We start from the raw sequence: 13,970 nt of genomic DNA on the forward strand, positions 1-13,970 counted from the left end.
CGTAGCGTGGGGTGATGGACGCAGTGAGAGTGTTGATCACGGGTGCGACCGGATACATCGGCGGACGTCTTGCCCCTCGTCTGGTCGAAGAGGGCCATCGCGTTCGAGTGGTGGTGCGCAGCCCGGAGAAACTACGCGATGTTCCCTGGCATGATTCCGTGGAGATCAAGCGTGGGGATCTGACCGACAGTGCCTCCCTCTCAGGTGTTTTCGACGATATCGACGTGGTCTACTACCTCGTTCACGCCATGGGCGGTGGAGGGTCGTTCTCGGATATCGACAAGCGAAGCGCGGAGAACGTCGCCGCCGCTGCCCGCGATGCGGGGGTGCGCCGGATCGTGTACCTGGGCGGGCTTCATCCGTCCGACCGAGAGTTGTCGACTCACTTGCAGTCTCGGCTCGAAGTCGGTCGGATCCTCCTCGACTCCGAGGTTCCGACAGTTGTATTTCAAGCTGGGGTGGTGATCGGATCGGGTTCGGCGTCCTTCGAAATGGTGCGCCACTTGACCAATCGACTTCCGGTGATGACCACACCCAAGTGGGTGCACAACAACATTCAGCCGATCGCGGTGCGTGACGTACTTCACTATTTGATCGCAGCCGCGGCGACAACGCCGGAGGTCAACCGCGCCTTCGACATCGGTGGGCCAGATGTCATGCAGTACGGCGAGATGATGAACACCTACGCCGACGTCGCAGGATTGGTACGCCGACGCATCCTCGTCTTGCCCGTCCTCACCCCGCGTCTGGCAGGTCACTGGGTGGGATTGGTCACGCCGATCCCACGGGGCTTGGCGATGCCACTGATCGAATCACTGCAGAACGACGCGGTGATGCACGACCACGACATCGACGACTTCATCCCGCCTCCGGCCGGTGGCCTCACGCCGTACCGGGAAGCTGTGCGTTTGGCGCTTCGCAAGATCGAGACCGGTGAGGTGGAAACGGCGTGGTCCGGTGCGACGATCGCGGGAGCGCCGTCCGATCCTCTTCCGTCCGACCCGGACTGGGCAGGGGAGGCAGTTTACGTAGACCACCGCGAACGTGACTGTGCTGCGGATCCGAAAACCCTCTGGTCGGTCGTCGAGTCGATCGGCGGCGAGAATGGTTGGTATTCATTCCCTTTGGCGTGGGCCATCCGGGGGTGGATGGACCGCGCGGTCGGCGGGGTCGGACTGCGCCGGGGTAGGCGGGATCCACGTCGGCTCAACACCGGTGAAGCCCTGGACTTCTGGCGGGTCGAAGAAATCGATCGAGGCAAGTTGCTCCGATTGCGCGCCGAGATGAAGGTTCCGGGCGGAGCATGGTTGGAGTTGCGAGTGTCGGAAGGTCCGGCGGGTGCGGATGGACGGCCGGTGGGTTCGCATCTCGATCAGCGTGCGGTCTTCTTCCCTCGCGGGCTCGCCGGCCGGGCGTACTGGTACTCGATCCTGCCTTTCCACGGAGTTGTCTTCCAGGGGATGATCACCAACATCACCGGTGCTGCAGAGCGTGAGACCGCAGCTATCAGGGAATCAGCTGCGGCGAAGGACACGGAAAGTGCCGCCGATTAATTGGTATGACTTCCGAACTTCGGCGCGTTATAGTGAATAGCCCCACGAAAGACGCGGGGCACACACGGGGCTGAACGGTTTCGACTGCGTGTGTTGAGTTAGGGGAAGCGTGTCGGTGCAGGCAAGAGACCACCGTAAGCGTCGCTGCAAACCTATAAGCGCCGATTCCAATCAGCGCGACTACGCTCTCGCTGCCTAAGTAGCGAAGCGTGTCTGTCAGCCCGGGGTTGCCCTCGACCCGGTTCCTGGCATCAGCTAGAGGGCTTTACTGTTCGGCTCGGTCACGGAGTCGAATGGGACATCAAACAGTGACTGGGATCGTCATCCTGGCTTGTTCGCGAGACTGGGAGATCCAAGTAGAGACTTAGCGAACTGCACACGGAGAAGCCCTAGCGATTCAACGTAGGACCCGGGTTCAATTCCCGGCAGCTCCACAACAGGTCGGGCCGGAGAGCACACGCTCTCCGGCCCGACCTTTTTGCGGTCTTGCTGCGGCACTCTGCTGAGCGCCCGGGTCTTCTTGCGATCAGGAGCCGAAGAATCCCAGGTCGACCGAGCCGACGAAGCCGGGAGCTTCCTTGGCCAGCGGCTTTCCGTCCAGATCGGCAGGCAATGCAACGCCCAGGCTTTGGAGGATGGTCGGCGTGATGTCGGCGATCGTGTACGCGTCGGTGGTCTTGCCGGCCGCGTATCCCGCACCGCGTGCAATGACGAATGTCGTTGCTTCCGCCGGCGTCTGGCCACCGTGCCCTCCAGCAGGCTTGTGGCCGTGATCCGCAGTGACCAGAACCGTCCACTTCTCACCGGTCTTCGCGGCGCGTTGATCAACTGCATCGACAATCTTGCCCACCTGAGCGTCGACCGAGGCAATGGACTCTTCGTACGCAGCGCCGTTGGTGCCGCCGCTGTGCCCCGCGCCGTCCACCTGATCGAGTTGGGTGAAGATCAGGTCAGGTCCCTTGTCGGTGATGTCGCGGGCGACGGCGTCAGCGGTCGCAGCATCGGTGGCCGCTCCGGAACCTGCATCGGCAGTGGTGACGACAACGTCGGCTTTCGGCGTGCCGCTGGATGCGATGTTGTCGATGCCGCCCCAGGTGGAGATCGACTCGGTGAGCAGAGAGGGCTGTGCTGTTTCCAACCGTGTGAACACGCTCGGGTAGAGGTCGAAGCGGGCGCCTGCGTACGTGTTGTCCTTGACACCGTGCTTGGTGTCCCAGACGCCGGTCAGGATGGTCGACCACGACGGTCCGGAGATGGTGGTGTGGCCGAGGATTGAAGATTCTCCGCTGGTTCCTTCGGCGATCAGCTTCTGGAGACGGGGAGCATCGGCGGTCTTGATGTGGCTGAGCATGGTGCCGTCAAGGCCGATGACAACTGTCTTCTCGGCGGCCGACGGATTGAGGTCGGACGATCCGGGAATTGCTGCAGCAGTTGCAGTTCCGGCAGCAACAGCGCCGGCGAGGAGGAGTGTGATAGCGGCTGAGGTGCGTGCGATTTTCTTGGTCACGCTAAAGATATTGCGATAGGACTAGACCAATTGCACTACCTGAATGCGAGGGTTGTCTGATTGTTCACGACGGATTCAGATTGGACTAGACCAATGTTTGCTCACGCGGCCCAGCCGTCAAGGATGACGCTGACCGCGTGATCGAGGTGGAGGGGCTCTCCGCTCCACGCCGGTACGATCGCGTCGTCGGGTACGTCTCCGCGCAATAGGTCATCGGCGAACCCCTCTGTTGGCGGTGCTGGGTCGATGACGTCTCCATTGGCGTAATGAAACTCGAACTTCTGCTCGCCGAGTGCAGAGATCGTGAACTTGCCGTCGTGCAGCGCGCGGTGGCAGGTACCGCAAAGCATGATCAAATTGTCCAAGTCCGTATTGCCGCCGCGTCCCCAGAATTTCACGTGATGTGCGTGCAGGAAGCGGGTCCGTCCGCATCCTGGTGTGCGGCAGCATCCGTCGCGGTAGTTCAATGCCAACATTTGTTTAGCGCTGACGACGCGAGTCCGCCGACCTAGATTCAGAACGCATCCTTCCTTGGTCGTTCCCAGGCGAAGCTTGGCGTTGCAGAGCACTTCCTCAGCGGCATTTTGAGGCAATGCGGGTCCGCTCGGCACTCGGACGGTGTTCGCTTCGTGGAAGAACACAACTTCGTTCGCGGCGGCCTTGGGCGTGCGGTCCGTGACTGCGGCGGTGGCGAGCTCTGCCATCGCGACGAGACCTGGCCCGATATTTCCGACCGGGTTCTTTGCGGCCTTCTCGTCGACGGGGCGGATGGCGGCGATTCGGGTGCGTTCACGTTCCGTCACAGCTAACGCTGCGAGGATTCGGGCGCCGTCCTGCGCAGGCAGGCGTCCTTTGATGACAAATTCGCCCGTATCCGGGTCCCAATGCCAGCGGACCTGAAGATGTTCGACCGCTTTGGTTTTGCCGGATTCGTTGTCGGTTGCTTTACGCAGACCTGCGGCGAGACGATCGATCTCGGCTGCGGGCGCCTCACATCCGAACCGAACCATCTGCTTTTCGTTGGAGGGCGTGGTGACCCGGGTGAGGGCGCGAACCTTCGAGTAGGACAGGCGGCCTTGCTCGAAGGCCTTCCGCATCTCGGGCAAAGGTCGGAGCGCTTTGGCGACGCGAACGTATTCACGGCCGGTGTGCAGGCTCATTCCGCACTTCCACGACAACCAGTGGGCGCACGAGTGAAGTCCCGGACCGGTCCATCCGCGGTCTTCGTCGAATTTCGACAGGAGGGTAAGGAATCGAGCCGTGGCCGCGGCGATCTGGCCGGCGAGGGCGCAGATTTCCGAGCCGAGCTGATCCACGTCGTCTCGGTTGGAACCCTGCGTATCTTCATCGATCAGTGCTGCGTTCTCGGTTAAAGCTGCGTTCATGGCTGCCCCCCGGCTCGCGTCCGACATCATTTCGAATGTACGTTCGATGGTAGATGTGGGTGCCGACACCTTCACGGATACGGGGTGAAAGCGTCCCCGCGGGGACGTCTAACTGCTGCCGATCGAGTACTCGGCGTAGGTGCCGACATCGTCGAAGCCGAGGTTTCGATAGAGCTGTGCGCCGTCGCTGGACGCCTGAAGTACTGCTGTTCGGGCACCTCGCTCGCGGGCGATGTCGAGTGCGGCAAGGGTGACCGCCGAGCCGAATCCGCGTCGGCGAGCCGTTTCGAGTGTGACGACGCCATACAGGCCGGCGACGCCGGCGGCAAAGTGGACCTCGGCTCCGGCGACAGGCTGGGAGTTCGCGTACCCCACGACAAACGAACTCCGCGAACGCTCATCGAGGGCGGCATCAGCGGTGTCTTCGAAGAATCCAATTACTGCGGCTGAGGGCGGCGACCAGTTGGCGGCCATCACGGCGGCGTAGTCGGTGAGCTGGGTACGAGTAGTCACCCGATGAACGGAGAGTTCTGGGACAGGCGTCGGATGAGGGACGACGTCAAGGTCCGCCGTCATCGCTCGTTCTTCCTCGGAGCGCACGCGGCCGAGGGCGGACAGGCGAGCCCCGAGGTCAGAGGGATTATCGCGGGGTCCGGTCCACCAGGAGAACGGACGTCCGGTTGCCCGAATCGAGGCGAGGATGTCGATCAGTCGCCGATCTTCGGGCCCGTCGGCAGGTACGGCGAAGCGAGCACCAGCGATGATGTTGAAAGTGTCGTCGGCGAGGCCGCTGTCTGCGACGACAACGTCCGCAGTGACCGTGACCGATGCAGTCGGCAAGTGTTCATGCAGGTGGCAGGAATGGGAAACCAAGTTGGCGTCCATGGCGTCGAGGACGTCACCGACGGGTGCTTCACGATTCACAAAAGAAATTCTACGAACCCCATCCAAATGGTTTTCGGCTCCGAATGCCATGCATGACGCCCAACCGACGGCAACAGCAGGACGGTGACCAGCACCTGGTGGTGCTCGTGCTGCCTGGAGGAAAGGTCTCGAGCCATCGCCCGGCTCGCGCCTGGCACCTGTCCAACCTTCGGATGCGCCCGTTCACCGCTCAGCTTCGCCGCTCCGGTGTGAAAGCGGTGCAGGCCCGCTATCGGGTTCGTGGTTGGAACGGTGCCGAGCGCAGTCCGGTCGCCGACGCTCGAGCCGCACTCGACGCGATAACGAAACGTAATGCACAAGCTCGGGTGATTTTGCTGGGCCACTCGATGGGCGGACGGGTCGCCGCCGAACTGTGTGGCGATCCGGCGGTGGTCGGTGTGGTTGCGCTGGCGCCGTGGTGGCCCGATGGAACGTCGGTGAATCTGCGTTCGGACACACCACTGGTTGTGCTCCACGGCACGGCCGACTCGTGGACCGACCCGGCAGCGTCTCGTCGGAAAGTTGACGAACTGCAGAAGTCGGGTAAGAGCGCTGAATGGATCGGCATCGACGGCGCAGGCCACTTCATGCTCCGTCGGGCGGCGACCTGGCATCGCCTCGTCGCGGATGCAATCGCACGAATGAGTCGCGGGGTAGCCGCGACAAAGATGGGAGAACGACGATGAGTTCCGACAAGCGCAAGGTGGCCGTCGTCGGTAGTGGTGTCGCAGGTCTGACAGCGGCGTGGGTGCTCAGTAAGGACAGTGACGTCACCCTCTACGAAGCGGATTCACGGCTCGGCGGGCACGCGGACACCCATTCGGTCACCGACCCGGAAGGGCGAAGCCTCGCCATCGACACGGGGTTCATCGTTCACAACGATCGCACCTATCCGACATTGTTGCGATTGTTCGCAGAACTCGATGTGCCTACGCAGGAATCCGACATGAGTATGTCGGTCAGGTGTGGGGGTTGCGGTCTCGAGTACTCGGGAGGCCAAGGGTTGCGCGGCGTTCTCCCGACGCCGGGGCTCCTTGTCAACGGCAGCTTTCTGTCCATGTTGATGGAGGTCAAGCGCTTCCATCGCCGTGCCCGCGCCCTGCTCGACAACACGGATCCGTCGGCACCCGACCAGACACTGGGAGTGTTTCTGCGCAGCGGCCGGTTCTCCGACTACTTCACCGCTCACTTCATGACTCCGCTCGTGTCGGCAGTCTGGTCGTGTGATCCCGGCTCGGCGCTGAAATATCCCGCGCGGTACCTGTTCTCGTTCCTCGATCACCACGGAATGCTGAGCGTCACTGGATCGCCGACCTGGCGAACAGTCACCGGTGGATCGGGCGAATACGTTCGTCTCGTCGCCAAAAGTATCGGGGATATCCGCCTGAACACGCCAGTTCGCGCCGTCCAACGGTTCGACGATCGCGTCGACATTCGTGACGGCGACGACCAGATCCAGACCTTCGACGCAGTTGTGGTCGCAACGCATCCGCAGCAAGCACTGAAGATTTTGGCGGATCCGACGCCTGCCGAATCCCAGGTCCTCGGCGCAATGCCGTACTCCGTCAACCACACCCAACTTCACACGGACGAAAATGTGCTGCCCGGCAACACCAATGCGCGCGCGTCGTGGAACTACTACATCCCTGAATGCAACGCGAAGCCAGATCACGTTCTGGTCAGCTACGACATGACGAGGTTGCAGCGGCTGCCGGAGACCGGTCGGCGCTACCTGGTGACGTTGGGGGGAGACGAAATGGTGTCCCCGGACTCGGTGATCGATCAGATGACCTACGAGCATCCGCAGTACACACCCACCTCCGTCGCCGCTCAAGCGCGGCTTCCCGAGTTGGACTCGGACGTGCTCGCGTTTGCCGGTGCGTACCACGGATGGGGCTTCCACGAGGACGGTGCACTGTCTGGCCTGCGTGCCGCCGAACGCGTCGGAGGTCGGTGGCCGTGACTGCACCCATCACGCCGTCCATCGTTCATACGAGCATCCGGCACGTACGAACGGAGCCGTTGCACAACGAGTTCGAGTACCGAAGCTACAGCTGGCTCGTCGACGTCGACGATCTGCCCGAGCTCCCGAAGGCTTTGCGACCCTTGGCGAAGTTCGACGCCGGAGATCACCTCGGCGACCCCACCCGATCGATTCGTGCCAACGTCGAGTCTTTTCTGGCAACTAACGGATTGGAGTTCGCCGGCGGCCGCATCCTCATGCTTGCGAACGCACGTGTTCTCGGGCATGTGTTCAACCCACTGAGTGTGTTCTGGTGTCTGAACGACGACGGCAGTCAGCGGTGCGTCGTTGCCGAGGTTCACAACACCTACGGCGAGCGGCATTGCTACCTGCTCGAAACCGACGAACGCGGCGGGGCTCGCACGTCCAAAGAGTTCTACGTGTCTCCATTCAACGATCTGGACGGCGAGTACCGGATGCGATTACCGCTACCCGACACCGCGCTCGCGCTCTCGATAGTTCTGGCCCGTGACGGCAAGGCGCCATTCGTAGCCACGGTGTCCGGTCGTTGTGTGCCGGCGACGACGCGCGAGATCGTCCGCAGTGCGCTCTCCATCCCGCTGGCTCCGCTGCGAGTCGCCGCGCAGATCAGATTTCAAGGAATCCGGCTGTGGGCCAGGCGCTTACCTATCGTTCCCCGACCGCAACATCACCCGCAGGAGGCAGTGCAATGACCACGACCACTCTCGGCACCGAACCTTCCGCTCACCCGATCGAATCCGAGCGGTGGCCGGGCGTTGCCACGGTGCCCAGCGGTTTCAAAGTGAGGGTTGCGTCGCCGGTTGCCCGCGCTCTGTTCCACAAGGCGGTCGCGCGCTTGCCGCTGCGCGTTCAGATGCCCAACGGTGAGTTCTCCGGTGGAGGTAGTCCGGATTCGCCGTTGATGGTCATCCACCGTCCAGACGACTTCGCTGCTCGTGTGGGCGACAGTGGGTTGATCGGATTCGGCGAGTCGTACATGGCGGGCGATTGGGAAGCCTCCGACCTCACCGCGGTCCTGGAAGTCTTCGCCTCCCGGGTGGCGACGCTGATTCCCGACTTCCTGCAGCGGCTACGAGGCCTCTACATTCCGAAGCAGCCTCGCAGTGAGCGGAATTCGACGCAGAACACGCGCTCGAACATCTCCCGGCACTACGACCTCTCGAACGAGATGTTCGAACTGTTCCTCGACGACACCATGACGTATTCCAGTGCTCTCTTCGAGGATCTGTCGGTGGGAGCTACCCCGTCGTGGGACGCGTTCGCAGCGGCTCAGCATCGGAAGATCGATCGCCTGCTGGACGGTGCGGGTGTCGGTCCCGGTTCGCGAGTGCTCGAAATCGGCACAGGCTGGGGAGAATTGGCGATCCGAGCAGCCGAGCGCGGAGCAACGGTGCGCTCAGTGACACTGTCGGTCGAACAGCAGGAATTGGCGGCGAAGCGGATAAGCGCTGCGGGACTGGCAGATCGCGTTCAGGTCGACCTTCTCGACTATCGGCAAGTACAGGGGGAGTACGACGCCGTCGTGTCGGTCGAGATGATCGAGGCTGTCGGCCACCAGTACTGGGGAAGCTACTTCCAGACGATCGACGCCCTGCTGGCGCCGGGTGGGCGCGCGGCGATCCAAGCCATCACGATGCCGCACGATCGGATGCTCGCGACCCGCAACACCTACACCTGGGTGCACAAGTACATCTTCCCCGGCGGATTTCTCCCGTCGGTGCGGGCGATAGAGGACGTCACCGAACGCATGACAACCCTTCGGGTGCGTGAGCGGATGTCGATGGGCGATCACTACGCGCAGACGTTGCGGCTGTGGGACGAGCGTTTCAGTGCTCGCGCCGACGAAGCGTCCGCGCTCGGGTTCGACGCAGTGTTCGCGCGCATGTGGCATTTCTATCTCTGCTACTCCGAGGCGGGGTTTCGCTCGGGGTATCTCGACGTCCAGCAAATTGTTCTCGATCGGAGGAACCAGCGATGACCGCCACGATGGATCGGACGGCACAAGGTGCCGGCGTTGCGGGCCGTCTCTCGGACATCCTCAGTCCACTTGTCGGCGGCGAACTTCCGGTGAGATTGACTGCCTGGGACGGCAGCACAGCAGGTCCGGAAGATGCTCCGAAAGTGACGCTCTACAGCCCGAATGTGCTGCGACGCTTGCTCTGGAATCCCGGCGAGTTGGGAGCGGCGCAGGCATATGTTCTCGGTGAACTCGACGTCGAAGGCGATCTCGGTGATGCGCTCACACACGTGTGGAAGGTCTCTGCCCAGCGGGGGCTCGGGTCGATTACCCCGACCCCGTCTCTCGTCCTGGCCGCGGTCAAGGCTGCGCGATCCTTCGGTATTTTCGGGAGACCTTTGGCTCCACCGTCGTCGCAGGCTCAGGTGAAGGGCCGCTTGCACAGTCTCGCCCGCGACCGCGAGGCGATCGGGCACCACTACGATTTGTCGAACGATTTCTACCAACTGATCCTCGATGAGAACATGGCGTACTCCTCGGGCTATTGGACTTCCGACGCGCCGGAATACACGCTCGAAGACTCACAGACAGACAAGCTGGATCTGGTGTGCCGCAAGGTCGGTCTCGATCGGGCGCGAGGCCTGCGGTTTCTCGATGTCGGCTGTGGTTGGGGCTCGCTGAGCCTGCATGCAGCGCGTGAGTACGGCGCTCGGGTTGTCGGCATCACGATCTCGGCGGAGCAGAAGGCTTTTGTCGACGCGAAGATCCGCGCACTCGGTTTGGAAGACTGGGTCGAGATCCGGCTCCAAGATTATCGAGAGATTCCAGACGGTCCCTTCGATGCGGTCGCGTCGATCGAGATGGGTGAGCACGTCGGTGAGGGCAACTATCCGACATACGTGAAAGCGCTCCACGACAACGTTATTGCCGGTGGCCGTGTGCTGATTCAGCAGATGTCACGCACCGGTGCGCACCCCGGGGGAGGTCCGTTCATCGAGTCGTTCATCGCGCCGGACATGTACATGCGGCCGGTCGGTCGCACTGTTGCGATGATCGAGGAAGGTGGACTCGAAGTCCGGGACGTGCACGCCCTGCGTGAGCACTACGTGCGGACCGTCGACGCGTGGATCGAGACCTTCGAATCGAACTGGGATCGCGTCGTGGATCTCGTGGGTGTCGAAGTCGCTCGGGTGTGGCGTCTCTACCTCGTCGGCGGAGGAATGGCATTTCGGGACGGCAGGATGGGCGTCGATCAGATTCTGTCGGTCCGGCCGCACGGTGATGGTCGATCGGATATGGAATCGGTCCGGCCGCAGTGGGTGTCGCGGCGATGAACGGATTCGACTGGGGCGCATTCGGAGTGGTCACGCTCACGAGCCTGTTGGCGATCGCCGTCGGAATGGCAGTGACAGCCACCATCGGTGTACGGATCGGGCGGCACAATGTTGTCGACGTGTCGTGGGGCGCCGGCTTCGTTCTGATCGCGCTCGTGTCCGCGATAGTGGGAACCGGCGACCTCTGGCGCCGGTTGTTGATGCTTGCGCTGGTGGCGATCTGGGGTCTGCGGTTGGCGACGCACATGGCGATCAGATCCCGCGGCAAGGGTGAAGATCCGCGGTACGAAGAAATGCTCGGACGAGCGACGGGTAATCGAACGCTGTATGCGATCCGCAAGATTTATCTCACGCAGGGGATTTCGTTGTGGTTCGTCTCCCTGCCGATCCAGGTCGCAGCAGTATCGAACGGTAGCTTCGGGCTTCTTGTTGTGCTCGGTATCGTGCTGTGGATCGTCGGCGTCACGTTCGAGACGGTCGGCGACCGGCAGATGGAGGAATTCAAATCCGATCCGGGTAGCCGTGGCCACATCATGGATCAAGGCTTGTGGGCGTGGACGCGGCATCCCAACTATTTCGGCGACGCATGCGTCTGGTGGGGGATCTTCCTCGTCTCGGCGTCCGTGTGGCCGGGAGTGTTGACTGTCCTCTCGCCGATCGCCATGACGTACTTCCTGGTCTTCGCCACCGGTGCGCGGTTGCTCGAGCGACATATGGAACAGCGTCCGGGTTATCGCGAGTATCAGCAGCGGACAAGTTACTTCATTCCGCGCCCGCCGAAAGCCCGATCCGGGACGTAGGCTCTTTCGGGTGAGGCGAGAGCATGGGTGATCTGAAGCTGCCGGGTGCGGTGGGAGCGGTTGCCGTCGGCGGAGCATTGGGGGCACTGAGTCGATACGGGCTGGGGGAGCTCTTTCCCCACATCTGGACGACACTGGTCATCAACGTCGTCGGCTCGTTCGTTCTCGGTGTTCTCGCGGCCCTCCTCGTCCACAACAAGGTTGGGTACCTCTTTCTCGGCACCGGGTTCTGTGGTGGCTTCACCACTTTCTCGTCCTTCGCGGTTCACGCTGTGACGGAGAGTCCGTGGCGATCGACTCTCTACGTACTCGGGACACTGATTCCCGCGATCCTCGCCGCTGCACTGGGCAAAGGGCTCGGTGAACGCTGGATCCGCGCGCGGGACGGAGCGTCGGCATGACAGTTCTCCTGGTGGCACTCGGCGGCGGCGCTGGTGCGAGTGGCCGGTACCTGTTGGCGCGGTATGTGCCCGCGTACAAGGGATTCCCGGCTGCGACGTTCGCCGCCAACGTGATCGGCTGCTTCCTCCTTGGATTGTTCACCGGGGCAGCTCTTTCCACCGAGATGGCCGCACTTCTGGCGACCGGATTCTGCGGTGGCTTGTCCACCTACTCGACCTTTGCGAACGAGAATGTCGGGATGGTCGAGAGGCGCCAGACGGCCCTCTCGCTGATCTACATCGTCGTCAGTTTGATCGTCGGACTGTCTGCTGCGTGGTTGGGAATCCAGATCACGGATTGACCGATCCGGCGTCGAGCGTGCACGCCACGCGGCCAGGGTAGACAATTGTCCACAGTCGCGTCGACACAGTGGTCGACCACCGGGCCGAGGGGGATTCGTGGCGCATGAACGAGCAGGACAAGTGGCTCTGCCAGAGGATCTGATCGACGTTCCTCATCTGGTCACCGCGTATTACACGCGCACCCCGGATCCCGAGAACCCGATGCAGCAGGTACTTTTCGGCACTTCAGGACATCGCGGTTCCAGTCTCGACGCGGCGTTCAACGAAGCTCACATCCTGGCGACAACCCAGGCGATCGTCGAGTATCGCGCTTCGCAGGGCATCGACGGACCACTGTTCATCGGCCGCGATACACATGCGCTCTCGGAGCCTGCCTGGCTGTCGGCCTTGGAGGTCCTGGTGGCCAACGATGTCGTCGTCCTCGTCGATTCACGCGATGCCTACACGCCCACCCCGGCGGTCAGCCACGCGATCTTGCGGTACAACTCGACCGGACCGGAGGCAAAAGCCGACGGCATCGTCGTGACGCCTTCACACAATCCGCCACGTGACGGCGGCTTCAAATACAACCCGCCACACGGCGGACCCGCGGATACGGATGCGACGTCGGTTATCGCCGATCGAGCGAACGAGATACTGCGCAAGGGGCTTTCCGGGGTACGGCGTGTCACGGCGGCGCAGGCGCTGGACCGCGTCGAACGCTACGACTTCCTCCGGTACTACGTCGAAGACCTCCCCTCTGTCCTCAACCTCGATGCAATCCGCGATGCCGGAATCAGGATCGGTGCAGATCCCCTCGGCGGGGCAAGCGTCGACTACTGGGGCGCGATTGCCGAAACTCACCGACTCGACCTCGAAGTGGTGAATCCTCTCGTCGATCCGACCTGGCGATTCATGACGCTCGACACTGACGGCAAGATCCGCATGGACTGCTCGTCGCCCGACGCGATGGCGTCGCTGATCGGAATTCGGGATCGCTACGACATCGCGACCGGAAACGATGCAGACTCCGACCGCCATGGCATCGTCACACCCGACGGCGGGTTGATGAACCCGAATCACTATCTCGCCGTTGCCATCGAGTATCTCTTCGCGAACCGGCCAGGGTGGCGCGCAGACACCAAGGTGGGCAAGACACTCGTGAGTTCCTCGATGATCGACCGCGTGGTCAGCAGTGTGGGCCGCGAATTGCTCGAGGTTCCAGTCGGTTTCAAGTGGTTCGTTCCCGGTCTGCTCGACGGGTCGGTGGGATTCGGCGGCGAGGAAAGCGCCGGTGCATCCTTCCTCCGCCACGACGGTTCCGTCTGGACGACGGACAAGGACGGCATCATCCTTGCGTTGCTCGCGTCGGAAATCACCGCGGTGACGGGAAAGTCTCCGTCAGCGCATTACGACGCGTTGGCCGAGAAGTTCGGGAGCCCGGCGTACGCGCGGATCGATGCGCCCGCGACACGCGCACAGAAGGCAGTCTTGGCGAAACTGTCTCCCGATCAGGTGAGTGCGACCGAACTGGCGGGTGAACCGATCACGGCGACACTGACCGCGGCGCCCGGAAACGGCGCGGCGATCGGTGGTCTCAAGGTGACGACAGAGAACGCGTGGTTTGCAGCGAGGCCGTCCGGCACGGAGGACGTGTACAAGATTTATGCCGAGTCGATGAAGGGCGCCGATCATCTGGCTCAGGTTCAGGCAGCGGCCAAGGACTTGGTGTCCGGCGTCTTGAAGGCGAACTAGCTCGCGGACCGCTCGTGTCGCCCGGCTA

The 13,970-nt window shown here is 62.5% G+C and carries 13 protein-coding genes and 1 other RNA gene; 11 read left to right on the top strand and 3 right to left on the bottom strand.

Features of this window, described 5'->3' with window-relative positions; translation table 11 throughout:
• The first annotated feature begins 14 nt into the window (after positions 1–14).
• Together FEZ59_RS27595 and ssrA are read left to right on the top strand one after the other, a co-directional pair.
• Positions 15–1,553 carry an SDR family oxidoreductase gene (locus FEZ59_RS27595; protein WP_070386905.1) on the top strand — a complete coding sequence of 513 codons (1,539 nt, stop codon included), beginning with the start codon at positions 15–17 and terminating at the stop codon, positions 1,551–1,553.
• Between the two features lie 66 nt (positions 1,554–1,619).
• Positions 1,620–1,990, top strand: a transfer-messenger RNA (tmRNA) gene (gene ssrA, locus FEZ59_RS27600).
• An 89-nt stretch (positions 1,991–2,079) separates the two neighbouring features.
• On the opposite strand, the gene FEZ59_RS30475 is transcribed toward ssrA, so the two are convergent.
• The 3 genes from FEZ59_RS30475 to FEZ59_RS27615 all read right to left on the bottom strand — a co-directional run bounded on the left by FEZ59_RS30475 (position 2,080) and on the right by FEZ59_RS27615 (position 5,369).
• A complete protein-coding gene (locus tag FEZ59_RS30475) occupies positions 2,080–3,060 on the bottom strand; it encodes an alkaline phosphatase family protein (RefSeq protein ID WP_046378361.1) in 981 nt (326 codons plus the stop codon).
• Between the two features lie 101 nt (positions 3,061–3,161).
• Positions 3,162–4,445, bottom strand: a complete 1,284-nt coding sequence (locus FEZ59_RS27610) for an HNH endonuclease signature motif containing protein (RefSeq protein ID WP_172933467.1) — start codon at positions 4,443–4,445, stop codon at positions 3,162–3,164.
• A 108-nt stretch (positions 4,446–4,553) separates the two neighbouring features.
• On the bottom strand, positions 4,554–5,369 hold the full coding sequence (locus FEZ59_RS27615) for a GNAT family N-acetyltransferase (RefSeq protein WP_346343253.1): 816 nt from the start codon (positions 5,367–5,369) through the stop codon (positions 4,554–4,556).
• A gap of 53 nt (positions 5,370–5,422) precedes the next feature.
• On the opposite strand from FEZ59_RS27615, the gene FEZ59_RS27620 reads away from it, so the two are divergent.
• The 9 genes from FEZ59_RS27620 (at position 5,423) to pgm (ending at position 13,942) form a co-directional block, all read left to right on the top strand.
• On the top strand, positions 5,423–6,055 hold the full coding sequence (locus FEZ59_RS27620) for an alpha/beta fold hydrolase (RefSeq protein ID WP_069145918.1): 633 nt from the start codon (positions 5,423–5,425) through the stop codon (positions 6,053–6,055).
• Positions 6,052–7,332 (top strand): FAD-dependent oxidoreductase, encoded by a 1,281-nt coding sequence (locus tag FEZ59_RS27625; protein WP_047889484.1) that lies wholly within the window; start codon positions 6,052–6,054, stop codon positions 7,330–7,332. The genes FEZ59_RS27620 and FEZ59_RS27625 overlap by 4 nt, the downstream gene beginning before the upstream one ends.
• Entirely contained in the window at positions 7,323–8,066 is a 744-nt protein-coding gene (locus FEZ59_RS27630; RefSeq protein ID WP_047889485.1) for a DUF1365 domain-containing protein, read from the top strand. The genes FEZ59_RS27625 and FEZ59_RS27630 overlap by 10 nt, the downstream gene beginning before the upstream one ends.
• On the top strand, positions 8,063–9,352 hold the full coding sequence (locus FEZ59_RS27635; protein ID WP_172933468.1) for a cyclopropane-fatty-acyl-phospholipid synthase family protein: 1,290 nt from the start codon (positions 8,063–8,065) through the stop codon (positions 9,350–9,352). The genes FEZ59_RS27630 and FEZ59_RS27635 overlap by 4 nt, the downstream gene beginning before the upstream one ends.
• Positions 9,349–10,665, top strand: coding sequence for a cyclopropane-fatty-acyl-phospholipid synthase family protein (locus FEZ59_RS27640; protein ID WP_172933469.1), 1,317 nt, complete (start codon positions 9,349–9,351; stop codon positions 10,663–10,665). The genes FEZ59_RS27635 and FEZ59_RS27640 overlap by 4 nt, the downstream gene beginning before the upstream one ends.
• Positions 10,662–11,465 (top strand): DUF1295 domain-containing protein, encoded by an 804-nt coding sequence (locus FEZ59_RS27645; RefSeq protein WP_042951461.1) that lies wholly within the window; start codon positions 10,662–10,664, stop codon positions 11,463–11,465. Before FEZ59_RS27640 ends, FEZ59_RS27645 begins: the two co-directional genes overlap by 4 nt.
• A gap of 23 nt (positions 11,466–11,488) precedes the next feature.
• A complete protein-coding gene (locus FEZ59_RS27650) occupies positions 11,489–11,866 on the top strand; it encodes a CrcB family protein (protein ID WP_172933470.1) in 378 nt (125 codons plus the stop codon).
• Positions 11,863–12,207, top strand: a complete 345-nt coding sequence (gene crcB / locus FEZ59_RS27655; RefSeq protein ID WP_019747865.1) for a fluoride efflux transporter CrcB — start codon at positions 11,863–11,865, stop codon at positions 12,205–12,207. Before FEZ59_RS27650 ends, crcB begins: the two co-directional genes overlap by 4 nt.
• Before the next feature lie 97 nt (positions 12,208–12,304).
• Positions 12,305–13,942, top strand: coding sequence for a phosphoglucomutase (alpha-D-glucose-1,6-bisphosphate-dependent) (gene pgm / locus FEZ59_RS27660; RefSeq protein WP_172933471.1), 1,638 nt, complete (start codon positions 12,305–12,307; stop codon positions 13,940–13,942).
• The last annotated feature ends 28 nt before the right edge of the window (positions 13,943–13,970 follow it).

The sequence above is a fragment of the Rhodococcus sp. MS13 genome (assembly GCF_013277835.1).
Taxonomy (GTDB): Bacteria; Actinomycetota; Actinomycetes; order Mycobacteriales; family Mycobacteriaceae; genus Rhodococcus_F; species Rhodococcus_F erythropolis.